This window comes from Picosynechococcus sp. PCC 8807 (assembly GCF_001693295.1).
Classification (GTDB): domain Bacteria; phylum Cyanobacteriota; class Cyanobacteriia; order Cyanobacteriales; family MRBY01; genus MRBY01.
On sequence record NZ_CP016483.1, the window covers coordinates 479511 to 502627 of the forward strand.

19 protein-coding genes and 2 tRNA genes are annotated in these 23117 nt (G+C 51.5%); 14 read left to right on the plus strand and 7 right to left on the minus strand.

Going from position 1 to position 23117, the window contains the following annotated elements:
• Positions 1 to 138: 138 nt before the first annotated feature.
• Positions 139 to 2718, plus strand: coding sequence for a M1 family metallopeptidase (locus tag AWQ24_RS02280; RefSeq protein WP_065715892.1), 2580 nt, complete (start codon positions 139 to 141; stop codon positions 2716 to 2718).
• Here AWQ24_RS02280 and AWQ24_RS16190 read toward each other — a convergent pair.
• Positions 2715 to 2858 (minus strand): hypothetical protein, encoded by a 144-nt coding sequence (locus AWQ24_RS16190; RefSeq protein ID WP_157096820.1) that lies wholly within the window; start codon positions 2856 to 2858, stop codon positions 2715 to 2717. The genes AWQ24_RS02280 and AWQ24_RS16190 overlap by 4 nt on opposite strands.
• Before the next feature lie 130 nt (positions 2859 to 2988).
• Between AWQ24_RS16190 and AWQ24_RS02285 the strand changes: the two genes are divergently transcribed.
• From AWQ24_RS02285 to AWQ24_RS16380, 6 genes are all read left to right on the plus strand, one after another.
• Entirely contained in the window at positions 2989 to 4062 is a 1074-nt protein-coding gene (locus tag AWQ24_RS02285; RefSeq protein ID WP_012306070.1) for a Gfo/Idh/MocA family protein, read from the plus strand.
• Between the two features lie 102 nt (positions 4063 to 4164).
• The gene (locus AWQ24_RS16375; protein WP_012306071.1) at positions 4165 to 4302 is read left to right on the plus strand and encodes a hypothetical protein; all 138 of its coding nucleotides are present in this window, start codon (positions 4165 to 4167) and stop codon (positions 4300 to 4302) included.
• A gap of 128 nt (positions 4303 to 4430) precedes the next feature.
• Positions 4431 to 5456, plus strand: a complete 1026-nt coding sequence (locus tag AWQ24_RS02290) for a hemolysin family protein (RefSeq protein WP_315862029.1) — start codon at positions 4431 to 4433, stop codon at positions 5454 to 5456.
• A gap of 96 nt (positions 5457 to 5552) precedes the next feature.
• Positions 5553 to 5637: transfer RNA gene (locus AWQ24_RS02295), tRNA-Tyr, on the plus strand.
• Positions 5638 to 5641: 4 nt separating this feature from the next.
• Positions 5642 to 5713, plus strand: a tRNA-Thr gene (locus AWQ24_RS02300).
• Positions 5714 to 5883: 170 nt separating this feature from the next.
• Positions 5884 to 6027 carry a hypothetical protein gene (locus AWQ24_RS16380; protein WP_198158683.1) on the plus strand — a complete coding sequence of 48 codons (144 nt, stop codon included), beginning with the start codon at positions 5884 to 5886 and terminating at the stop codon, positions 6025 to 6027.
• An 11-nt stretch (positions 6028 to 6038) separates the two neighbouring features.
• On the opposite strand, the gene AWQ24_RS02305 is transcribed toward AWQ24_RS16380, so the two are convergent.
• The gene (locus AWQ24_RS02305) at positions 6039 to 6290 is read right to left on the minus strand and encodes a hypothetical protein (protein ID WP_030007062.1); all 252 of its coding nucleotides are present in this window, start codon (positions 6288 to 6290) and stop codon (positions 6039 to 6041) included.
• Positions 6291 to 6459: 169 nt separating this feature from the next.
• Between AWQ24_RS02305 and AWQ24_RS02310 the strand changes: the two genes are divergently transcribed.
• Positions 6460 to 7851: a sensor histidine kinase KdpD gene (locus AWQ24_RS02310; RefSeq protein WP_232318857.1), complete on the plus strand. Its 1392-nt coding sequence runs from the start codon at positions 6460 to 6462 to the stop codon at positions 7849 to 7851.
• Between the two features lie 156 nt (positions 7852 to 8007).
• Here AWQ24_RS02310 and rpsF read toward each other — a convergent pair whose 3' ends face one another.
• A complete protein-coding gene (gene rpsF / locus AWQ24_RS02315) occupies positions 8008 to 8355 on the minus strand; it encodes a 30S ribosomal protein S6 (protein ID WP_012306075.1) in 348 nt (115 codons plus the stop codon).
• A 247-nt stretch (positions 8356 to 8602) separates the two neighbouring features.
• On the opposite strand from rpsF, the gene AWQ24_RS02320 reads away from it, so the two are divergent.
• Both AWQ24_RS02320 and AWQ24_RS02325 read left to right on the plus strand, forming a co-directional pair.
• Positions 8603 to 9397: a fumarylacetoacetate hydrolase family protein gene (locus tag AWQ24_RS02320; RefSeq protein WP_030007064.1), complete on the plus strand. Its 795-nt coding sequence runs from the start codon at positions 8603 to 8605 to the stop codon at positions 9395 to 9397.
• A gap of 45 nt (positions 9398 to 9442) precedes the next feature.
• Complete coding sequence (locus tag AWQ24_RS02325; RefSeq protein ID WP_065715894.1) at positions 9443 to 11167, plus strand: peptide ABC transporter substrate-binding protein; 1725 nt, start codon at positions 9443 to 9445, stop codon at positions 11165 to 11167.
• A gap of 11 nt (positions 11168 to 11178) precedes the next feature.
• Here AWQ24_RS02325 and AWQ24_RS02330 read toward each other — a convergent pair whose 3' ends face one another.
• Positions 11179 to 12855, minus strand: coding sequence for a serine/threonine-protein kinase (locus AWQ24_RS02330; RefSeq protein ID WP_065715895.1), 1677 nt, complete (start codon positions 12853 to 12855; stop codon positions 11179 to 11181).
• A 363-nt stretch (positions 12856 to 13218) separates the two neighbouring features.
• On the opposite strand from AWQ24_RS02330, the gene pheT reads away from it, so the two are divergent.
• Positions 13219 to 15648, plus strand: a complete 2430-nt coding sequence (gene pheT / locus AWQ24_RS02335; RefSeq protein ID WP_065715896.1) for a phenylalanine--tRNA ligase subunit beta — start codon at positions 13219 to 13221, stop codon at positions 15646 to 15648.
• A 47-nt stretch (positions 15649 to 15695) separates the two neighbouring features.
• Here pheT and AWQ24_RS02340 read toward each other — a convergent pair whose 3' ends face one another.
• Entirely contained in the window at positions 15696 to 17087 is a 1392-nt protein-coding gene (locus AWQ24_RS02340; RefSeq protein WP_065715897.1) for an NAD-dependent malic enzyme, read from the minus strand.
• A 248-nt stretch (positions 17088 to 17335) separates the two neighbouring features.
• Here AWQ24_RS02340 and AWQ24_RS02345 point away from each other — a divergent pair, with 248 nt between their 5' ends.
• Positions 17336 to 17938 (plus strand): Uma2 family endonuclease, encoded by a 603-nt coding sequence (locus AWQ24_RS02345; protein WP_062432149.1) that lies wholly within the window; start codon positions 17336 to 17338, stop codon positions 17936 to 17938.
• Between the two features lie 185 nt (positions 17939 to 18123).
• A complete protein-coding gene (gene glmM, locus AWQ24_RS02350; RefSeq protein ID WP_232318894.1) occupies positions 18124 to 19530 on the plus strand; it encodes a phosphoglucosamine mutase in 1407 nt (468 codons plus the stop codon).
• On the opposite strand, the gene recN is transcribed toward glmM, so the two are convergent.
• A complete protein-coding gene (recN, locus tag AWQ24_RS02355; protein ID WP_065715899.1) occupies positions 19527 to 21293 on the minus strand; it encodes a DNA repair protein RecN in 1767 nt (588 codons plus the stop codon). The two genes, glmM and recN, sit on opposite strands and share 4 nt — an antisense overlap.
• A 119-nt stretch (positions 21294 to 21412) precedes the next feature.
• Between recN and AWQ24_RS02360 the strand changes: the two genes are divergently transcribed.
• Positions 21413 to 22318, plus strand: coding sequence for a D-hexose-6-phosphate mutarotase (locus AWQ24_RS02360; RefSeq protein WP_062432157.1), 906 nt, complete (start codon positions 21413 to 21415; stop codon positions 22316 to 22318).
• Between the two features lie 19 nt (positions 22319 to 22337).
• Here AWQ24_RS02360 and AWQ24_RS02365 read toward each other — a convergent pair whose 3' ends face one another.
• Positions 22338 to 23069 (minus strand): Stp1/IreP family PP2C-type Ser/Thr phosphatase, encoded by a 732-nt coding sequence (locus AWQ24_RS02365; protein WP_065715900.1) that lies wholly within the window; start codon positions 23067 to 23069, stop codon positions 22338 to 22340.
• Between the last annotated feature and the right edge of the window lie 48 nt (positions 23070 to 23117).

The following is a 23117-nucleotide window of genomic DNA, read 5'->3' on the forward strand; positions in this document are numbered from 1 at the left end:
TGACAGCAAGTTTTTGGGGAAGGCAGTGGGGATATCTGGGCATGGTTGGCTGGCCCATCAACGGGGTTGTTATGATTTGAAACGAATGAATTTTATGGGCGGCGATCGCCTTTTGAGCCTGAGGATATGTCGAGCAAAATGTCTGGAATTAATTTTGAAGCGTTTGTGGATACAGAAACGACCCGTTCTTTTGAGTTGCCCGGCGCAAAACCCCACTACAACCCCGACCGTCCGGGACAGGTGGAGCATATCTATTTGGATTTGGATCTCGACATTACGGGGCGATCGCTCTTTGGGACTTGCACGATTACCTTGGCTCCGGTGCGTTCTGGGGTAACTTCCCTGACCCTCGATGCGGTGGACATGGCCATTGAATCGGTGTGCATTGGCAGCGTTAGTCAGCCCTTTGATTATGATGGCGAAACCCTGAATATCCGCTTACTGCAACCGACGACGACGAAAAAAATTGAGTTGGCGATCGCCTACCGATTAACGGAACCCCAGCGGGGCATTTATTTCATTCAGCCGGACGACCATTACCCCGATAAACCTGTGCAGGTGTGGACTCAGGGAGAAGATGAAGACTCCCGTTTTTGGTTCCCCTGTTTCGACTATCCCGGCCAACTTGCCACTTCTGAACTGAAAATCCGGGTGCCGAAACCCTACCGCGCTATATCCAATGGTGAATTGATCAGCAGTGAGAAACAAGGAAAAAAAACAGAATATCACTGGTATCAAAAGGAAATTCACCCGTCATATCTGATCACCTTGGCCGTGGGTGATTTTGCTGAAACAAAAACCGAATGGCAAGGCATCCCCGTTCTCTACTACGTCGAAAAAGGGCGCGAAGCCGATGGCGATCGCAGCATGGGCAAAACGCCCCAGATGATGGCTTTTCTCAGTGAAATCTACGGCTACAAATATCCCTTCCCGAAATATGCCCAAGTGTGCGTCGATGACTTTATTTTCGGCGGCATGGAAAACACATCTACCACCCTTTTAACGGATCGCTGTTTACTTGACGAACGGGCGAGCCTCGACGATCAACGCACCGAAACCCTCGTGTTACACGAGTTAGCCCACCAATGGTTTGGCGATCTGGTGGTGATCAAACATTGGAGCCACGCCTGGATCAAAGAAGGGATGGCCACCTACGCCGAGGTGCTCTGGACGGAACATGAATATGGCAAGGAGGAAGCGGCCTATTATCTCCTCGAACAGATGCGGAACTATCTCGACGAAGACAGCAGCCGTTACCGTCGCCCCATCGTCACCCATGTTTATCGCGCCCCCATTGAACTCTATGACCGCCACCTCTACGAAAAAGGCGCTTGCGTCTACCACATGATCCGCACGGTGCTTGGTGATGAGTTGTTCTCAAAAGCAATTCAAAAGTTTGTCCAAAAGCACGCCCACCAAACCGTCGAAACCGTTGATCTCCTGCGGGCGATTGAGGAATCCACTGGGTTTAACCTTGCGCCTTTGTTTGATCAATATGTTTTTCGGGGTGGGCATCCGGATTTTGAGGTGGCTTACAGTTGGGACGGGGAAAATGGTTTAGCTAAATTGACCGTGAAACAGACCCAAGGGAAAAAAGACGAAAAAGTCCTGTTTGATCTAAAAATTCCCATTGCCTTTAACTATCTCGATGGGAAAACAGTCAGCCAAAAAACCTTTACCTTTAGGCTCAACGATGCGGAACATACCTTTTATATTCCCCTCGACCGGAAACCGGATTTTGTCAGCTTTGATGTGGGCAATCATTGGACAAAAACGGTGAAATTGTCCTACCCGATGGCGGAACTAAAAAATCAACTGACCCATGATTCCGATCCCATTTCTCGCATTCAAGCAGCCGAGGCGATCGCCAAGGAAGGAAACCTCGAAGCGGTCAATACGTTGCAAACAGCTTTAACAACAGAAGCGTTTTGGGGTGTACGGGTAGAGATTGCCAAAGCCCTCGGGACAATCCAACTCAATCAAGCCGAGGATGCCCTGATGGCAGGTTTAAAAGATTCCCATCCCCGTGTGCGTCGTGCCACCCTATCTAGCCTCGGTAAGTTTAAAACCGAAAGCAGCTACGAAGCGATGAAAACTTTTCTCTTGGCAGGAGATGCCAGCTACTATACCGAAGCCGCCGCCGCCCGCACCCTAGGCGCAATGGTTGCTGTTGGTTTAACGGACAAAGCCGAGGCCACCCGTGATTTGCTTAACCAGATCCTCAAAACCCGCGCAGGTTGGAATGAAGTTGTCCGGGCCGGAGCAATTGGCGGACTCGCCGCGATGAAAACCTCCCCCGAAGCCGTGGATGCGATCCTGCCCTACACCGAATTGGGCATCCCCCAACCGCTACGCCTTGCCGCGATCCGGGCTCTAGGTACCGTCGCCAGCGGCCAAACCAACGACAAATTAGCAGTCATTCTCAATCGCTTAGAGGCGATCGCCAGGGAAACCTTCTTCCTCACCCAAGTTGCCATTGTGAGCGCTCTCGGCCAGATCGAAAATCCCAAAGCTGTTACGCTCCTCCAAACCTTGGCCAACCAAGCCCCCGACAAGCGCGTCCGCCAGCGGGCCGAGGAAACCGTGAGCAGCCTCCAGAAAAAACTCAGCACCGATAAAGCGATTCAAGGATTGCGCGAAGACCTCGATAAACTGCGGGAAGACAACAAACAACTGCAAAGTCGCCTCGCCAAACTCGAAGCCCAGGGCAACCCTTAACTGCACTTTTGGGGCGAACTTTCCGGGGCGATTTTGCGTCGAAAAAAATGAGTTGAATAGCCCAGCAATTTGTCAACCACTTGGCGATCGCCCCAAGAATTATCCCAGGGCCGGATCCATTGGCGATCACCCTCTGCCATTCCACAAAATCTACTTATCAATTCTTTAGACTCCGGACATCCGTGCTACCATCGGTAGTCAAAAAGGTGGCGAGGCAACATCATCCCTCATCATCTGCGGTGGAGGAGTTCAAGGAGTTTCCTAAATCTTATGGCCCAACTACAGTCCAGTCTATCCCCCAATACGAATCTCAGAATCGGCGTGATTGGCGTAGGCAACATGGGGCAACACCACACCCGTGTCCTTAGCCTCCTCAAAGATGTTGAACTCATTGGCGTCGCGGATCTCAACGTTGAACGCGGCTTAGACCTCGCCAGTAAATATCGCATCCGTTACTTTGAGGACTACCACGCCCTACTGCCCCTCGTCGATGCGGTTTGCATTGCGGTTCCTACCAAGCTCCATTACCAAGTGGGCCTAGAGTGCATGGCAGCGGGCAAACACGTGATGATCGAAAAACCCATCGCGGCGAGTATCAGTGAAGCCGAAGCCCTTGTAAATGCGGCCGCTGAACATAATGTCATTCTTCAAGTTGGTCACATCGAACGGTTTAATCCCGCCTTCCAAGAACTGAGCAAAGTGCTCAAAACCGAAAAGCTCTTGGCAATCGAAGCCCATCGCATGAGCCCCTATTCCCAACGGGCAAACGATGTTTCCGTCGTCTTGGATTTAATGATCCATGATATTGATCTGCTCTTAGAGATGGCAGCTTCTCCGGTGGTCCAACTAACGGCTACGGGTTCAAAGAAAGACGACTCTAACCATTTAGATTATGTAACAGCCACCTTGAATTTTGCCAATGGCATCGTGGCGACCCTCACGGCGAGCAAAGTCACCCACCGCAAAATTCGCACGATCGCCGCCCACTGCCAGAATTCCCTCACCGAAGCCGATTTTCTCAATAACGAAATCGAAATTCACCGCCAAACCACCGCCAATTACACCACCGACTATGGCCAAGTTCTTTACCGTCAGGATGGTTTGATCGAGCAAGTTTACACCAGTAATATCGAACCGCTCCATGCCGAACTCGAACATTTCGTTCAATGTGTCCGGGGGGGCGAACAGCCTTCCGTTGGTGGGGAGCAGGCCTTAAAAGCGCTCCGCCTTGCAAGTTTGATTGAACAGAGTGCCCTGGATGGCAAAGTTTGGAAAGAGGCCGATCGCCATTACCAACACCTCAATAAGCCGAAGACCATCGTCACGCCCCTCTCCGTTTCTTGATATTTTGCGTTTTCGATGCGTGAAGGGGCGCAGTTTTCGCTACCCTTAATAGATAAACAATCATCCTTTGACTTTAGCGGGTAAGGAGCCGCTGCACTGACTATGTCTGATCTCAATCGTGGCATCATGAAATTTGACGGCGCAGATAAACCCATCGTCGTCGCCGTTTCTGCTGTTTTAGTTTTAGGGGCGATCGCCGCCCTGGTGATCTGGGGTCTCACAACCGCCTATTCGTTCTAAACTAATCCAGTCACCTCTAGCTCCTACGACACACTTTGAATTTCCTGTTTGCGATCGCCGCCGCTGAATCTAGCAAACCAAGCCCCCTGTTGGGGGAAGTCTGGCTTGATCTCGCTGTTTTGGTGGTCATGATTGGCCTTTCTGCCTTTTTCTCTGGCTCCGAGACCGCCATTACCGCCTTTGATAACCTCAAACTCGAAGGACTGATTAAGCGCCAAGGCGATCCCCAGGGCATCTTCCGGATCGTCCTCAAAAATCGGACGCGATTTATCACGACCCTGCTGCTGGGGAACAATCTCGTTAATAATTTCTCAGCGATTCTCACCAGTAACCTCTTCGCGATTTGGTTAGGGAACGCCGGGATCGGGATTGCGACGGCTGTCGTCACCATTGTCGTCCTCATTTTTGCAGAGATCACCCCCAAGTCCCTCGCCATTCTCAACGTGCGCTCGGCCTTTACCTTCGTTGTGCCGCCCATCTATTGGCTGTCGCGTATTCTGTCGTCCTTGGGGATCATTTATATCTTTGAAACCATCACCGAAAAAACGATCAAGATCTTTGAAGGCCGCCAGAATAAAAATTCTCCCACCAGCGAAACCCTCACCGAACTGCAACTGATGATCGAAATCCTGGGGGGGAAAGGCAAGCTTGATCTGCAACGTCGCCGCATTTTAGGGAATGCTCTCCTCCTCGATGAAATGATGGTCAAAGATGTAGTTAAACCGCGCATCGATATGCAAACCATCGCCCACGATGCCACCCTCCAGGAGTTGGTCAACCTCTGCCTCGAAACGGGCTACACCCGCATTCCTGTCCAGGAACAATCCAAAGACCACATCATCGGCATCGTTAACCTCAAGCAAGCTCTCAAGGGTCTCCATTCTCCAGAATCTCCCCAGACCCAGACCCCAGCCATTGTCCGTTCTGTGATGGATACGCCCGTTTATATCCCTGAAACGAAGCGGGTAGCCGATTTGCTCAAAGAAATGCTCCAACAACGCCTCCACATCGCCATTGTCGTTGATGAGTATGGGGGAACGGTGGGTCTCGTCACCCTAGAGGACTTACTCGAAGAGCTGGTGGGAGAAATTTATGATGAGAGCGATTATGCCCCCCGTGAGCCGGGTTTGCCAGGGCGGTTTTCTGATCGATAAAAATTGAATTGGGGATCTGTCAGAAAAAAATTGGCGATCGCCTTGCAATATTTTATTTTTATGCTAGGATTGATAACTGTGAAAACAAAAAAACGTGGGTCGGTGCCCGAGTGGTTAATGGGGGCGGACTGTAAATCCGCTGACTATGTCTACGCTGGTTCGAATCCAGCTCGGCCCACCACATTGCCCATATGGCTCAGGGGTAGAGCACTCCCTTGGTAAGGGAGAGGTCACGAGTTCAAATCTCGTTATGGGCTTCTTAAAACAGTCAATTGTTAACCAGTATGAAAGGCGTTTGAATATTCGCTTAGACTATTATTCCTGCGGATATCTGCCGTTGCCGCAATCTTTTGTTTTTCTTTAGGATTAATGGAGGCGCACTGGGTTTACCCATTGCCTTTGTAAAACTGAATTATCCTAAGCATCTATGACTGAGAAAAAAAAGACCCAGCCAGCACCCGCCCAGGGAACCACAACAACATCAGAAAAGGTGCTGTGTCTTCACTGCAAGCGCACTGCGACCAATGGCATCAAATGTAAGGGGATCTGTGTCGCCGATAGTGATTATTAATCGGTTGCAGCTCAAATCATAAAGGAAATGCCATTTAAACTAATTAGCAGCAATAATAAACCAAAATTTACCCACAATTCTTTTTTATAGGTATTCATCTTTTCTCCAAGAATGCGGGCTGTTTTTTGTTGTAAATAATGGCGCAATTTTAGGGGCAGTTTTTCGTAATATTGCCGATACTCCAGGGCCGTTAGCAGGACATTCCCAACGTTGTAGAGGGTGATGCCGAGGAGAATCCAGCGGTAAAGGTTATAGAAATTCATGGCTTACAAGAATCTATGGCAGCCGGAGAACCAATCTGAAGTTGATGGCTGAGGGAAAAGAAATAGCAGGTAAAACCCCACTCGGTGATGTTCGGTTGTACTGCTTCTATTTTGGAAAAAATCCTTTTAGTATCAATATAACCTAGGGTCAGAAGAGAGCAATACTGTGGTGGATTTAAAGAAACTAGAAGAACTCAACATTCAGCAAACGGTGGCCGGCATTCTCCAGGACTTTAACCCGATTTTTTCGTCTTCCTCTTCTTCTGGACAAACTGGGCAGTGGCGCGCGGCGATCGCCGCCTTAACGGATTTACTCCTGCGCTCCGGGGGCGAAACCCGTGGTGTTATTTTATCGAGCCCTAGCCCAGTCTTTGACGCGCCCCAAATCACCCGCCACCACCATCATTACATTTTAACGCCGAAAAATCTCCAGGACATTGCCCTGAGTCATCTGCAATTGCCGGGGGCCGGCTTGAATCAAAGCATTCGGCACCACAATAATCAAATCGTTGAGTTTCCAATTCTGCCCAATGATCCCCTGGCCCAGGAACAATTTTGTTTGATTTTGACGGCGAAGTTCAATTTTGCGATGGCCCTGTCTCCCCAGGGATTGCTCTTTTCGTTTGACCCAGAGGCGATCGCCGCCATTTGGCAAATTTTGCAGTGGCGCATGGCCCTAACGCAACCATTTCAGTTCCAAACCCTCGCCCAACTTTGGCCCCGCTTCGCTGAGGTTGTTCCGGACTATCGTCTTGTCTCCCGGTTTAGCCAGTTAATGGTGCGATCGCTGACGGTTAATTTACCCCAGGCTGATTCCCTACCATCTCCAGAACCCCACCAAACCCCTGAACCAACTGCCCAAGCTCAACCGGAATTAGAGCTATTGCAGGCCCTCACCCATGAAATTCGCACTCCTCTAACAACGATCCGTACCATGACAAAGTTGTTGTTAAAAAAGAAAACCCAACTGACTCAGGATATTGTCAAACGCATTGAAACCATTGAGCAAGAGTGCAACGAACAAATCCGGCGCATGGAACTTATTTTTCGGGCGGCCGAATTGGAAACTCCATCCCATCACCCGAAGCAAACCCTGCAACTGGTGCCCATTTCCTTAGAACAAATTTTCCAGGAGGGAACACCCCGTTGGCAAAAACAGGCCCAACGGCGCAATGTCAACCTAGAGGTCGCCTTGCCCCCATACCTGCCCCAGGTGGTAAGTGATCCAGCGATGCTAGACCAAATGCTGTCCGGGTTAATCGAGACCCTCACGCGACGCCTACCGACGGGAGCAGAGGTACAAATCCAAGTCAGCACCGCCGGCAACCAACTGAAGTTAGAAGTCCAGTCCCACGGTCTGGGTCAAAAATGCCTTGAAAAGGCGATTGGCCAGTTACTCATTTTCCAACCAGAAACGGGCAGCTTGAGTCTGAATTTAGATGTGACCAAAAATCTCTTTCAACAGTTAGGCGGCAAACTGGCAATTCGACGCCGGGCTTCCGGGGAAGAAGTCTTTGCTATTTTCTTACCCCTCGGCAATAGCTTCGCTGTGCCCCTCTAGATCTCGTAAGGGCATGATAGAGCACCCTAAATTCCCCTTGGGAATGTCTCTGCTAACCAAACGCTGAATCCCACCATTGATGCAAAAAAGATGGGCCACACTAGAGGAGCCCATCTCTGTTAATTTTCGATTTAGTTTTTATCGGGTGCTGGAGGTTTAGGCACCAGGAGCTGCTGGCTCAGAGGGAGGTGCGTCGGCCTCGAGGGCAATGGGTTCTGCATCCAGCTTCATGGTGAGATAGCGAATAACCATTTCCCCTAAGCGCATATCCCGCTCGACGGCTTTGATTTGGCTGCCATCGGCTTTGTAGTTTACTTGGATGTAGATACCATCGTTGAAGTTCTGGATCGGATAGGCGAGGTGGCGCTTGCCCCGTACTTGAACCTGAAGGTCGCTTGCCCCAGAGTCTTGGAGCATGGTCTTGTATTTGCTGGAGACTTCCTGCACCTGCTCTTCGCTGAGGTCGGGGCGCAGGATGTACATCATTTCGTAGTTGTTGCTCATTACTGTTTGATATAAATCCTTCTGGACAATAAGGCCGCTCGATGTGTGGAAATTTCGGATTTCTTTTACGATTCGAGAAGCAAGGATATAAAATTCTACTACACCTTGCCCCCTTTTAGGGAGTGTTGGCTGGATCTGAAACTGATGAAAAACAGATCATGACTTGGGTCTGAGGGTCTGTCATCGATTGGCGATCGCCACCTTGAGGTGGAGCTTTGTTCTGTGTTTAGTTGATCAAAATTCATTTATGGCGCAACGATATGTTCGGGTTCAAACTCCCCAAGGGCAAGTATTATACGGACTGCTAAAGCTCAACCGTGAAGTGCAGGTGATCGATGCGCCAGCTTGGTTGGGGGGACAACCGACGGGGGAAAGTCTCGCGCCGGATGAGTACCAATTATTGGCCCCCTGCGCCCCGTCAAAAATTGTTGCGGTGGGTCATAATTATGCCGCCCATGCGGCGGAACTCCAGCAGCCGATTCCGTCGGAACCAGTGTTATTTTTAAAACCTCCCAGTGCGATTGTGGCCCACCAACAGGGCATTGTGTATCCGGCCCAATGTCAACAGTTGGAGTTTGAGGGGGAATTGGCCCTTGTGATTGGCGATCGCACCCGCCATTGCTCTGAAGAAGAGGCCCACCGAAAAATTTGGGGCTATACCATCGCCAATGATGTGACGGCGCGGGATCTCCAACGGCAGGATGCCCAGTGGACGCGGGCAAAGGGATTTGATACGTTCTGTCCCCTCGGCCCTTGGATTGTGCGCGAGCTTAGCCCCGATGCCAAATTGCGCACCTATGTGACGCCCCTGGGGGAAGAACTCCCTGAACAACCAGACCCAGCCCAGGCCGCCTCGGTGCAGGATATGGTTTTTTCCGTGGCCAAATTGGTGAGTTACATCTCCGAAATTATGACCCTGTTGCCCGGTGATGTGATTTTGACGGGGACTCCCGCCGGAGTTCACCCTGTCCGCATTGGTGATCGCCTGTTGATCACCATCGAAGGGATCGGCGAACTCGAAAATCCCATCATTGCCCCCTAAGACCCGTCCCCGTCCTCCATTGCTTGTTGTTGACTACCCGTTACCATGCCCATTGCGAAACGTTTTTTGACCCGTACCTGTGCTGCTGCCGCCTGTCTCTTGCTTGTGGGTTGTGGTACTGCCAATAACATTACACCCCCAAATCCCAGCGAACCGACGTTGCTCCGACTGCTGTACTGGCAAGGGCCAACCATTTTAAATCCCCATCTTTCTACGGGTTTTAAGGACTGGGAAGCCAGCCGAATTACCCTCGAACCTCTAGCAACGTTTGATCCTGATAGCGAGTTGGTACCTGTATTAGCCGCAGAAATTCCCAGCCTCGAAAATGGGGGTCTCAGTGCCGATGGACGCTCCGTAACTTGGAAACTCAAACCGGATTTGCGTTGGTCTGATGGGGAGCCGTTCACGGCGGCGGATGTGGTTTTTACCTATGAATTCATTACAAACCCGGCGGCGGGGGCGACTAATGCGGGGGTTTTTCAGGGGGTGGAAACCGTAGAAGCCATCGACGAAACAACGGTAAAGGTTACTTTTAAAGATGTGACCCCTGCCTGGTTTGGGGTTTTTGTCGGGGCCGAGGGGATGATTTTACCCCGTCACAAATTTGTCGATTACCAAGGAGAACAGGCCAGAACTGCGCCAGCAAATCTGTTACCGGTGGGCACAGGGCCATACCGGGTGGTGGAATTTAAGCCGGGGGATGTAGTGGTTTACGAAAAGAATCCCCATTATCGGGATGTCGAGCAGTTAGGTTTTGAGCGACTAGAGCTAAAAGGGGGTGGGGATGCCACCGCAGCGGCGCGGGCTGTCCTCCAAACAGGGGAGGCAGATTTTGCCTACAATCTCCAGGTAGAAACCAAGGTTTTGACGGAACTGAGTGCAGGGGGACAGGGGCAAATTTTAGCGAACTTTGGGTCTTTGAGTGAACGGCTAGTCCTCAACTTCACTGACCCGAATCAGGAAACCCCCAGTGGTGAACGGTCGAGTTTGGCTTTTCCCCATCCTTTCTTGACGGATCGGCGCGTGCGGGAGGCGATCGCCACAGCCATTGATCGCGAGACCATTGCCCAGGAACTGTATGGTGTCACGGGCAAACCCACCAGTAATTTTGTGGTGAATCCCCCTGAGTTCGTCTCTCCTAATACCAGCTATAGCTTCAACCCAGAACAGGCCAAGGCACTCCTCGACCAAGCGGGCTGGGTCGATACCAACGGCGATGGGACCCGTGATCAAGACGGCGTGGAGATGCGGTTGCTGTTCCAGACTTCTGTGAATCCACTCCGCCAGAAAACCCAAGCGATTATTAAGCAAAATTTGGCCGAAATTGGGATGACCGTTGAGCTAAAAAGCATTGACGCCAGCATTTACTTTTCCGGCGATCCGGCCAATGTGGACACCACAGAACGTTTTACGGCAGATTTGCAGATGTTTACGACGGGCAATACTAATCCTGATCCCTTGCCCTATTTCAAACGTTACACCTGCGCTGAAATTCCGACCCAGGCGAACAACTGGACGGGGGATAACTATGCCCGTTATTGCAACCCCGATTATGACGAACTCTGGGCCGCAACCACCCAAGCCCTCGATCCAGAAGAGCGGCAAGCCTCTTTAATTCGCCTCAATGATTTGCTGATTCAAGAGGTTGCGGTCATTCCCCTCATTCACCGGGCAGAGACCGCCGGGATTGGCGATCGCCTTACGGGGGTTAGCCTCACGCCCTGGGATATGAACACCTGGAATATTGCCGCCTGGCGCAAGGAAGCCTAGGAATGACCGCCCTAAAATAGACCTCGCCGACCATTCGGCATGATAGTGGCCCAGTTCGTTTTAGCGGTTTTGAGTTGCTGGTCTGTGATTTTGGCGTTACGCAAATTCGCGCCACAGAGATTTGCCCCGTCCAGCAGAGCGTAGTTTAAATAGGCCTGTTCTAGGTTAGCTCCCCGCAGATCGGCTTGGCTGAGGTTGGTATAGCTCAGGTAAGCCTGTTCTAGATTTGCGTCCCGGAGATTCGCTTGGTGTAAGTTAGCTTTGCCAAAATCAGCACGACTGAGATTTGCCCCCTGGAAATTGGCTTGAATCATTTGGGATTGGTGGAAAATACAACCTGATAAATTCATGCGCGGCAGGCTGAGACCTAACAGTTGTAGTTGAGCAAAGTTTCGGCGACCTTGGCCATAGGCACTCAACATATCCTGGGCGGTCAACTTAGTTTCCATCGGATTTGCCCGATTAGCTTTGTTCGGCTCGATCCGCATGGTTTTGCCCATGGTAGAACGGGGTTTGTTGCGTCCTGCGGTCAATCGATTAATGCGTTGGGCAGAGGCAGAGGGGTGATAAGTGTCTGTCTGGGAAGGGGCACCATAGGGTTTCTTTTGGCGATCGCGTCTTGCTCGGATGGCCATCGCTAACTGAGAATTAGCCAGGGTGGAAGGGCCGCCCGTCAGTTCCCCATCGTCATCGCTTGAGGCGGTGGGAGAAACTTGGCCCCCAGTGGTTCCCGTAAAGGATTCTGCGCCACTCAAATCTGCCATGCCCTGGGCTAGGCTTTCCATATAGGGTTCCATTTCGAGGGCATCAAGCACATCCTGGGCGGATTGATAGCGGTGCTTGACTGAACTCTCCAGCATTTTGTGGAGGACACTCGCGAGGCTGTTGCTGATATTGACGTGGGACTCCCACAGCAGCTCTCCCGTTTTGGAGTCGTAGTCGAGGTCTTTGGGGGGTTTCCCGGTGAGCAAATAAAGACAAGTGATCCCCACCGCATAGATGTCACTGGCATAGACTGGACGCATGGCCATTTGCTCTGGGGGGGCGTAACCTGGGGTACCAACGGCGAAGGAGGTGAGGGCTGTTTGTTCTGATGTCGAGGCGATCGCCTCGACGTTAATTTGATTTTTCACCGCACCAAAATCAATCAAAACTAATTTTTTATCTTGGTCACGGCGAATCAGGTTGGCGGGCTTGATATCCCGGTGGATTACCTGTTGGGAGTGAATGTATTGGATGACAGGTAAAACTTCGCTGAGGAATTGCCGCGCTCCGGCTTCGCTAAATGGCCCATTTTTTTTCACTTCTTGCTGCAGGTTATTGCCTTTGACATATTCCTGAACCAGGTAAAAATGATTGTCGTCTTCAAAGTAATCCAGGAGGCGAGGCACCTGGGGATGATTGCCGATGCGACCGAGGGTCTCCGCCTCCCGTTCAAAAAGTTCGCGGGCCATCTGGAACAGGTGCGGCACGTTGCTCGCAAGACGCAGTTGCTTGATCACACAGGATGGTTTGCCGGGGAGGTTCAAATCTACCGCGAGAAAGGTGGCACCAAAACCACCATGGCCTAGGCTTTTGAGGGGTTTATAGCGTTGGCGCAGGATTAGGCTACTGCCACAGGTTCCGCAGACTCGCGCCTTGAGGGGATTTTTGGGGTTGGAACATTTGGGATTGATACAGTAGCTCATCCAGAGTCACCTTAATGGGAGAGGCGATCGCCTCTGCAAGGAAAGTTTTGGTCGCCTATTTTGTTACCGTGAGCAAGCATGGCGTTGTGATCTGACGCACCAACGGGGATGACCTGTGATGGTGTGTTCACCTCAAGCTCCATCATATCCCACCACCTTAACGTACTGGGATGGTGTCTGGGGGTTTGCTAGGCGTGTTCTTAGCGTTCCCTAAAAGGGCGCGTTTCGGCTCAGGGCTTGGGTCTTTCTATCAGGATCTGTGGGATATCATCTATGGCGATCGCCCCCAATATTTTCCCCGGTAAGGGGAGGGAAACGTTTAAAATAAACTCCTTGAAACTAGTGTAATGCCCCAAAAAGTCAATGCGGATTTCCCTGAATTGGTTAAAAGAGTTTGTTGAGATCACCCTATCGCCAGAAGAATTAGCCAAAACCCTAACCATTGCTGGGTTTGAAGTAGAAGAAATCGAAGATCGCCGCCGCCTGGCCGATGGTGTCGTTGTTGGTAAAGTTGTCAGCCGCGAACCCCATCCCGACGCCGACAAACTGAGCGTCTGTCAAGTCGATATTGGTGCAGACGAACTTTCAACCATTGTCTGTGGGGCGAAAAATGTCCGGGCCGATATCTTTGTCCCCGTCGCCACCCTAGGCACCTACTTACCCACCATTGACCTCAAACTAAAACCCACCAAACTCCGGGGTGTAAAATCTTCCGGGATGATTTGCTCCCTCTCCGAATTGGGCTTAGAAAAAGACTCCGAAGGCATTCACATTTTTGAACAACCAGACCTAAAGCCGGGGATGGATGTGCGCCCCCTCCTCGGTTTAGATGATGTGGTGTTGGATTTAACCGCCACCGCTAACCGAGCCGATGCTCTCAGTATGGTTGGGGTCGCGCGGGAAGTGGCGGCCCTCACTGGCGTAGATGTCAAACTCCCAGAAATTCCGGCCATGGATACCGCCCCAGAAACGTTGACCATCACCGTGGCCGATCCTGTCGCCTGTCCCGCCTATCTCGGTACGGTGATCGAAGGTGTGACGACAGCGCCTTCTCCTGATTGGTTAAAATTCCGGCTCCAAGCGGCTGGCACTCGCCCGATTAATAATGTTGTTGATATCACCAACTATGTACTCCTCGAATGGGGACAGCCCCTCCATGCCTTTGACCGGGAGCGCCTTGCCCAGGTGGCAGGATCTGAAACCGTTGCCCTTGGGGTGCGGTTTGCCAAAGCCGGGGAAATGTTAACGACCCTCGATGGTCAAGAGCGCAAGCTAGCTGAGAAAAATTTGGTGATTACCGCCAATGATGTCCCTGTTGCTTTGGCGGGGGTAATGGGTGGTGAAAGTACGGAAGTTCACAATGGTACCCAGAATATTGTTTTAGAAGCAGCCCTATTTGAACCGGTCACTATCCGACGGTCTTCCCGTGCTGTGGGTTTGCGCAGTGAATCTTCGACTCGCTATGAACGGGGTGTCAACCAAGTGGAATTAGACCGGGCGGCCCAACGGGCGATCGCCCTCCTCCAAGAACTCACCGGGGGAACTGTGGTTCAGCGTGGTCTCACGGATACCCGACCCGATCCCAACGCCCGCCCCAAAATCCCGCTGCGCTTACAACGGCTCCACGAAGTCCTCGGCCATGTCCACAAGGACGGCAAAATTTTTGACGTGCCCCTCGCCGATGTGGAACGCATTTTAGCTGACCTCGGCTGCACCCTCGAATCCACAGGAGAAGGGGTCTGGGAAGTGGCTGTGCCCCCCTACCGTTATCGCGATTTAGAGCGCGAAATTGATCTCATCGAAGAAGTGGCCCGTCTCTATGGCTATGACAATTTCTGTGATACCCTGCCGAGTCAATCTGCTGCTGGTTTCTTGTCCCCAGCCGAAAAAGTCAATCGTCAATTGCGGGGCAGCTTCCGGGCGATTGGCCTGACCGAAGTGGTGCATTACTCCTTGGTGAAGCCAGAACTTGCTGACATCAAACTCAGTAACCCCCTGTTTGTAGAATATTCTGCCCTACGAAAGGAGCTGCTCACAGGGTTAATTGATGCCTTTGCTTACAACCAATCCCAAGGGAATGGTGCCCTCAATGCCTTTGAACTGGGTCGCGTTTTTTGGCTAGACGACAACGAAAACTATGCCGAAGCCGATTATCTGGCTGGAATTCTAGGGGGCAATCTCAATCCCGATGGCAGTTGGGCTGTTGGTGGCAAAGGTCAACCGATGTCTTGGTATGAAGCGAAAGGGTTCCTCGATGCCGCCTTCCGGCAACTGGGCTTGGAGGTGAGCTATCGGGCGGATACCAGCAACGAAAAATTACATCCCGGCCGGACTGCTTCTCTCTGGCTTCAGGGACGTCAACTGGGGATTTTCGGGCAACTTCATCCCCAATTGCGGCAGGAAAAAGATTTGATCGATGCGGTGTATGTTTTTGAGCTGAAACTTGATCTGCTGCAAACGGTACTGAGTCGTCCGTCCCAACAGGTGCCTATTTTTAAGGCCTTTTCCACTTACCCCGCAGTCACCCGCGATTTGGCGTTCTTTGCCCCCCTCGAAACGTCTGTAGCCGACCTGGAGCAGGCCATGCAGAAAACAGCAAAAAAACTGTTGGCTGGGGTGGAGTTATTTGATGAATATCGCGGTGAGCACGCCCCTGAAGGCCAGCGCAGTTTGGCTTTTAGTTTGCAATATCGGGCTACGGATAAAACCCTAACGGACGAGGAGATTGATCCAGTCCACCAAAAGGTGCGGGATGCGCTGGTTAAACAGTTTGCCGTGACCCTCAGAAGCTAACCCCTCTGCCTCGCGGCATCTCCCCTCAAGGGGAGAATCAAGGTGTTCTAGCGGCGGGCAACACCATCTTGGCGGGCGGCTTGACCGACGGCAGCAGCGACGGCGGCGGCGACCCGTTGATCGAAAACCGAGGGAATAATATGCTCTCGATCCAACTGGGCCGGGCTAACCAAAGAGGCGATCGCCTGGGCCGCTTGGAGGCACATATTGGTGGTAATGCTGGAGGCGCGACAATCGAGAGCTCCCCGGAAGACCCCCGGAAACGCGAGGACATTATTGATTTGGTTCGGGTAATCACTCCGGCCAGTGGCCACCACCGCCACTTTATCCATGATCAGTTCCGGCTGAATTTCGGGGATCGGGTTGGCCATCGCAAAGACGATTGGGTCTTTTGCCATGGATGTCACCATTGCGGGGGTCACCACACCGGGCGCACTCACCCCAAGAAAAATATCTGCATCCTGCATCGCCTCGGCGAGGGTACCAGAGGCGGCCACGGCAAAGGCTTGCTTTTCGGGGGTGAGATTATCCCGCTGGCTGGAAATAATGCCTTTGGAATCACACATCCAAATATCCGTTGCCCCTGCTTGCCGGAGTAATTTGGCGATCGCCACCCCCGCAGCCCCTGCCCCATTGATCACGATTTTGACGCTTTGTAGGTCTTTTTTGACTAATTTCAGGGCATTAAATAGGGCGGCAAGGGAAACAATCGCTGTGCCGTGCTGATCGTCGTGGAAGATGGGAATATCGGTTTCTGCCTTCAGCCGTTGTTCAATCTCAAAACAGCGGGGCGCTGCAATATCTTCGAGGTTGACCCCGCCAAATACTGGGGCGAGATATTTCACGGTACGGACAATTTCTTCGACATCCTGGGTGGCCAGGCAAATGGGAAACGCATTCACCCCAGCAAACTCCTTAAAGAGCATCGCTTTCCCTTCCATCACAGGCATTGCCGCCTCTGGCCCCAAATTGCCTAACCCCAAAACAGCACTGCCGTCGGTGACGATCGCCACCATATTGCTTTTCACGGTCAAATCATAGACCTGTTCCGGTTTCTCGGCGATCGCCTGACAAACGCGACCCACCCCCGGCGTATAGGCCATCGCTAAATCGGACTGCACCGTTAGGGGAATGCGACTTTCGACGGTAATTTTCCCCCCCTGGTGAATCGCAAAAGTCCGGTCTAAAACCTTAAGGATTTCAATCTCTGGCACCGCTTTGACAGCATCGACAATGTCCCCAGCGTGTTTTTCGCTGGATGCATCTACGGTGATATTGCGAATTAAAAACTTCAGATCCCGTTCTACCAACTCAATATTGCCGAGGCTGCCTCCCACGTTGGCGATCGCCTGGGTCACATTGGCCAAAGTGCCCGCCCGGTTAGGGATACGTAGCTGGATCGTGACACTGTAGCTAGGATTGGGGGTGAGGGCAACCATAGAATTTGCGTTAAATTTTGCTTATTGAAAAAACGAAGAGAGGAAAAATTCCCATCTCATTTAACCCTACTTTTCCCTTTTCCTAAAGTATTGCGGCTTACGAAATGGCTTGGGACGATCTCAGGAAAAGACACTTTATCTTGCCCGGAGCTGACCTGAATCAAATCGCGAATCAGTACCCTTAGGGATACCACTCCGTAAATTCTTGGCAAAATGGAAGGGAATGTCACCCAATTGTTGAAAACATCATGGTTGCCCTCACCTCAGATCAGTACCTCAGTCCCGAAGAATATTTAGAGTTTGAAAAACATAGCGACATTAAGCATGAGTATATCGATGGAGAAATCTATGCGATGGCCGGCGCTAGCAATGTCCATAACAAAATCAACACTAATCTGTTAGTTTCCCTCAGCCTTAAACTCCGGGGTTCTGGTTGCCAACCCTATAGCAGTGATATGAAAGTACGCGTTCAGGAAGGACGGCGCTTTTTTTATCCTGATTTGCTCGTCAGCTGCGATCCAGAAATCAATGACTTAACCGCCTACGCGATGGATCATCCACAGTTAATCATTGAAATCCTCTCCGAATCGACGGAAGGCTTTGACCGGGGTGATAAGTTTAAGTTTTACCGCACGATTCCCAGCTTGCAGGAATACATTTTGGTCAGCACAACCCATTACTCAGTAGACTGCTTTCGACGTAGCGAAGGAAAGCTCTGGATTCTAGAAAGTTACCAGGGCCAAGAGGCAACGCTTAAACTGCAATCCCTAGACCTAGAAATTCCCCTAGTAGATATCTATGCCACTGTCGATTTGCCGGAAGTTGAGCCGGAATTCCCCGATGAGAAATAAATAAAGGCGATCGCCACCCAAGCCTCACCCCAGGTTTTTAAACCAGACACCATTGATACCAATCCCTGATAAAAGCGGCCCCATAGTGGTCAGGACAAATCAATCACTGATATCGTTGTGTCTGTATGTTGTGAGGAGCAAAACCCATGATGATCATGCCAGAGGAAGGACATCCCCTGAGTCGTATGTTGGCGAGCTATCCGCCCCAAGCCCTACGGTGTGATTTACCCGCAGGTTCATTATTTGGGACTGACGGGATTCGGGGTAAAGCGGGGGATCTGCTGACGGCTCCCTTTGCGCTCCAAGTTGGCTACTGGGCTGGACAAGTGCTCCAGGAAACAGCGGCACGACGCGCCCCTGTGATCATTGGGCAAGATTCTCGCAACTCCAGTGATATGTTAGCGATGGCGATCGCCGCTGGTTTGACCGCCTCTGGATTAGAAGTGTGGCATGTGGGCCTTTGTCCAACGCCCTGTGTTTCCTATCTGGCCCGCACCACGGACGCCATTGGGGGAATCATGATTTCCGCCAGCCACAACCCCCCCGAAGATAATGGCATTAAGTTTTTTAGTGACGCTGGGACGAAACTCCTCAAGGATCTCAGTGCCAAGATTGAAGCGGGTCTGCGCGGCGATCGCCTAGAAAATATTCTGTCGCAAACCAATAACTGTGGTTCCTACCAACACCAAAAGGAACTGACCCAGCAATACCGGAATGCAGTTTTTGCGACACTTCCCCAAGGTTTATCCCTCGACGGCCTCAAAATTGTGCTCGATTTGGCCTGGGGCGCTTCTGTGCATTTGGCTCCCGAACTTTTCCAAGCCCTCGGTGCAGAAGTGATTGCCCTGCACCACCAACCAGACGGCAACAAAATTAACGTCAACTGCGGTTCTACCCACATCGACCAACTCCAAGGGGCGGTGCAGTTCCACAACGCGGATCTCGGTTTTGCCTTTGATGGGGACGCCGACCGGGTGATTGCCGTGGATAACATAGGCCGGATCGTTGATGGGGATTACATCCTCTACCTTTGGGGGAAACAACTCCAGGCAGCGAGCCAACTGCCGAACAATTTAATTGTCGGTACCGTAATGGCAAATCTGGGCTTTGAGCGGGCCTGGGAAAAACTGGGAGGACAACTTCATCGGACTGCCGTTGGCGATCAGTATGTCCAAGCGGCCATGTGGCAGACGGGGGCGATGCTCGGTGGCGAACAATCGGGTCATATTCTTTGCCATCACCACAGCGTTTCTGGGGACGGGATCCAAACGGCATTGCATTTAGCGGCCCTCGTCCGGGAGGCAGGGGTTCCCCTCAATGAGTTAATTGATCAAAGTTTCCAAACCTATCCCCAGTTCCTGAAAAATGTGCGGGTCGAAGATCGCGATCGCCGTTTAGATTGGCAGAACTGCGACGTGCTTCAAACAGAAATTGCTAAAGCCGAAGCGGCCATGGGTGATAAAGGACGGGTGCTGGTGCGAGCTTCGGGGACAGAGCCTGTCATTCGGGTGATGGTCGAGGCCGAAGAACAATACCTCGCGGAATATTGGACGCAACACTTGGTCAATGTGGTGCAAAGCCATTTGGGCTAGGCTTGGGTCATTTTGCTGCCCGCCTTGAGGGTTTGGGCCTGGGTCAAGAGGGATTCGGCAAAGGAAATCGCTTCCTCGGCGGCATGACCCCCCGTCAACTGGGCTAATTCGTCCCGGCGTTTCTGATGGTGCTGTAGGGATTCTACGGCGACAAGGGTGCGATCGCCTTTTTGATTTTTTGCCTGGGATTGCACTTGTTTTGTCACGCGAAAATGTCCATCGGCCATGGCGGCAATGAGGGGTTGGTGGGTGACACAGAGAACTTGATGATACTGGCTGAGGTGGTGGAGTTTGGTGGCGATCGCCTGGGCCACTTTCCCCGAAACCCCCGCGTCAATTTCATCAAACACCAAAGTTTTCGGCGTCGTCTGCTGCTGGGTAAAACAGGCTTTGAGGGCGAGGAGAAAGCGACTCATTTCCCCACCAGAAGCAATCTCGGCGAGGGGTTGAGCCACCTCTCCAGGGTTCGGGCTGAAATAAAACGTCACCTGATCGGCTCCGGCGGCAGTAGGCGAGATGGGACTAAGGCGACATTCAAAGCTCACCTTTGCCATCGCCAGGGGTTTCAGTTCTTTAATCAGTTGCTTTTCTAATTTTTGGGCTGCTTTTTGGCGTAATTGGCTTAATTTTTGGCAATGAACTTCTAAGTCTTGATATTTAATTCCACAGTCTTGCTCTAGGGCTTCAAGGGACTGATCCGCAGCGGTGAGGACATCTAGTTCCCCCTGAAGTTTGTCCCGGTAGGCGATCGCCTCGCTGAGGGTCGGGCCATACTTACGGCAAATTTGCTTTAGCACCCGCATTCGGGCCTCAATGTCAGCCAATTGTTTTGGGTCAGCTTCAAGATTGTTGTTGTAGGTGCTGATTTGGTGGCCTGCTTCTACTACTTCTGTAAGGGCATTGCGCACCATGTCGAGAATGCCATTTAACTGGGTATCGTAGTCCACCATTTCTTTGAGCAGGTTCTCAGCCTCCCCCAAAAGATCTGCCACCGCCGGGGCTTCGGGGTCATCATTTTGGTACAAAATTTGGTGGGCCTGGTAACTGAGCTGTTGCAATTCCACCACATGGGAGAGGCGATCGCCTTCCTGTTGTAAGGTTTCTAGCTCTTCAGAATCCTCTAAATGGGCATCACATAGCTCCTGGAGTTGATATTGCAGTAAATCTAGCCGTTGGAGCCGTTCTTGCTCTGAAGTGCGCCGACTTTCGAGTAATTGCTTTGCTTTGAGATAAATTTGATAGGCGGTAGTCACAAGCTGCCGTTGCTGTTGCACCTGGGAGCCACCGTAGCTATCGAGGAGAATTCGCTGCCGTTCAGGAATCAGGAGTTCAACCGTTTGACCCTGGGCGGTAATTTCTAGCAGTTGCGCCCGGAGTTCTGCCATCAAACCCTGATTAAGAATAATTCCGTTGACACGACTGCGCGATCGTAAACCAGTGCGGGTCAGACTCAACTCCCGACTACAAACCACCGTTTCATCTTCTAGCAGATCAATGTCTTGGCTCTGTAACCATTGTTTGATGCTGGGGGTGAGGCTAAAGGTTGCTTCAATAAACGCCCGTTCCCCCGTGGCATCTCCTTGATCATTTTTCGCCCGAATTAACCGCGCCGTTGCTTTTCCGCCAAGGGCAAGATCGAGGGCATCCAGAATAATTGACTTTCCGGCCCCCGTTTCCCCGGTCAAAACCATCAACCCAGCCTGTAAATCAAGTTCTAGATGATCGATCAACGCAAAATTTTCAATGCGGAGGCAACACAGCATAAATGGTTGGGGAAAAGAAAAGTCGTTCGCTGTCTATTATGCCGGAGTTTTGGGGCGGCAGTGGCAGATTCTGGCCCTGGCAATTTTCACTAAAATGGCAGTAGCGCTCCACAGTTTTTATGCATCTTGACCAACTCAATCAACAATACGGCCTGCCTGAACTTTCCTTTGGCGATCGCCAACGGGGTTTTCCGGTGATCAAAATTAAGAATCGGTTTACCACGGCAGAAATCTCTCTCTATGGCGGACAGGTGCTTTCTTTTCAGCCCAGTAACGCCCAGGCCGATCTTTTATTTTTGAGCGATCGCAGTCATTACCAACCAGGAAAAGCGATCCGGGGTGGCATTCCCATCTGTTGGCCCTGGTTTGGGGCAGACCCGGACGGATTAGGGCGAGCAAACCATGGTTTTGCCCGCGATCGCCTCTGGACTGTCCGGCACACCGAAACCCTCGCCAATGGCGCAACCCGCGTTATTTTAAGCTTGCAAGATGACGAAGAGACCCGCAAAATTTGGGATTATGCTTTTGAACTGGCGATCGCCATCACCGTAAGCGAAAGCTTAGATCTCGAACTCACGAGTCATAACCGCGATCAAAGGCCGATGACCATTACCCAAGCTCTCCACACCTACTTCACCATCGGCGACATTCAGCGGGTGAAAGTGTTGGGTCTTGCGGGCCTGAATTACATCGACAAGGTAGACAGCGCACAGCAAAAATCGCAAATTGGCGAAGTCACTATTCAGGGGGAAGTAGACCGCATTTATCAAAATACCGCCCCAAAGCTGTTCATTGATGATCCTAGTCTTGAGCGCAAAATTGAGGTTTGTAACCGAAACAGTACCACGACCATCGTCTGGAATCCTGGCATGGAGAAAACTGCAACCATGGGTGATCTTTCTCCGGACGCCTATCAACGATTTCTCTGTGTTGAAACGGCCAATGCTGCCGCCGAGACTATCACCCTCGCTCCCGGCACTAACTACAGCCTCGGTGTAACTTATTGTCTAGCGCCCCTGGATTAGTTAAACAGTGAAAAAATCATTATGAAGCAGCTTCAACTTGCACCAAAACTACGGTGACGTTATCGGAACCACCGTTATCTTTAGCCGTTTCAATTAAAGCCGCCGCTGCCTGGTCGAGGTCATCATTAGCGCTCAGAATAAATTGGATTTCTGAGTCATCTACCTCTTCCGTTAGTCCATCACTGCATAACAACAGGCGATCGCCACTGTGAATCTCTAGGGTAGCCAGGTCAATCAAGCTTAAATCTTTACGACCCAGACATTGGGAAAGGACATGACGCCAGGGGTGCACCTTCGCCTGTTCTGCCGTAATATCTCCCGACTGCACCGCCTGGGAGACCCAGGTATGATCGCCAGTTACTTGAATGAGGGCATCTTCCCGGAAACTATAGAGGCGAGAATCCCCCACGTGGGCGCGCCAAACATGATCGCCCCGAAATAGCACCATCACCGCTGTCGTACCCATGTCTTGACGGGCTGGGTTGTCGAGTTGATCCGCGAGGATTGCCTCATTGGCTTTGATGAGAGCTGTTTCTAAAAGATCTTCTGAGCTTTCTGGGCTTTCCCAATTAGCCTCTAAATATTGCTGGATGGTTTCTACGGCAATCCGACTAGCTTCTTCTCCCCCCGCGTGTCCTCCCATGCCATCGGCAACGATGAAAAATCGCCCGTCGGGATCACAATAGTAGGAGTCTTGGTTAGCGGAGCGCACCAACCCGGGATCGGTTTGCCCCGTAAAGCGACATTTCATAAGCATGGTTTCGGGAAAATAGCTGGAAAAGTAGCGTACTAGATTAGA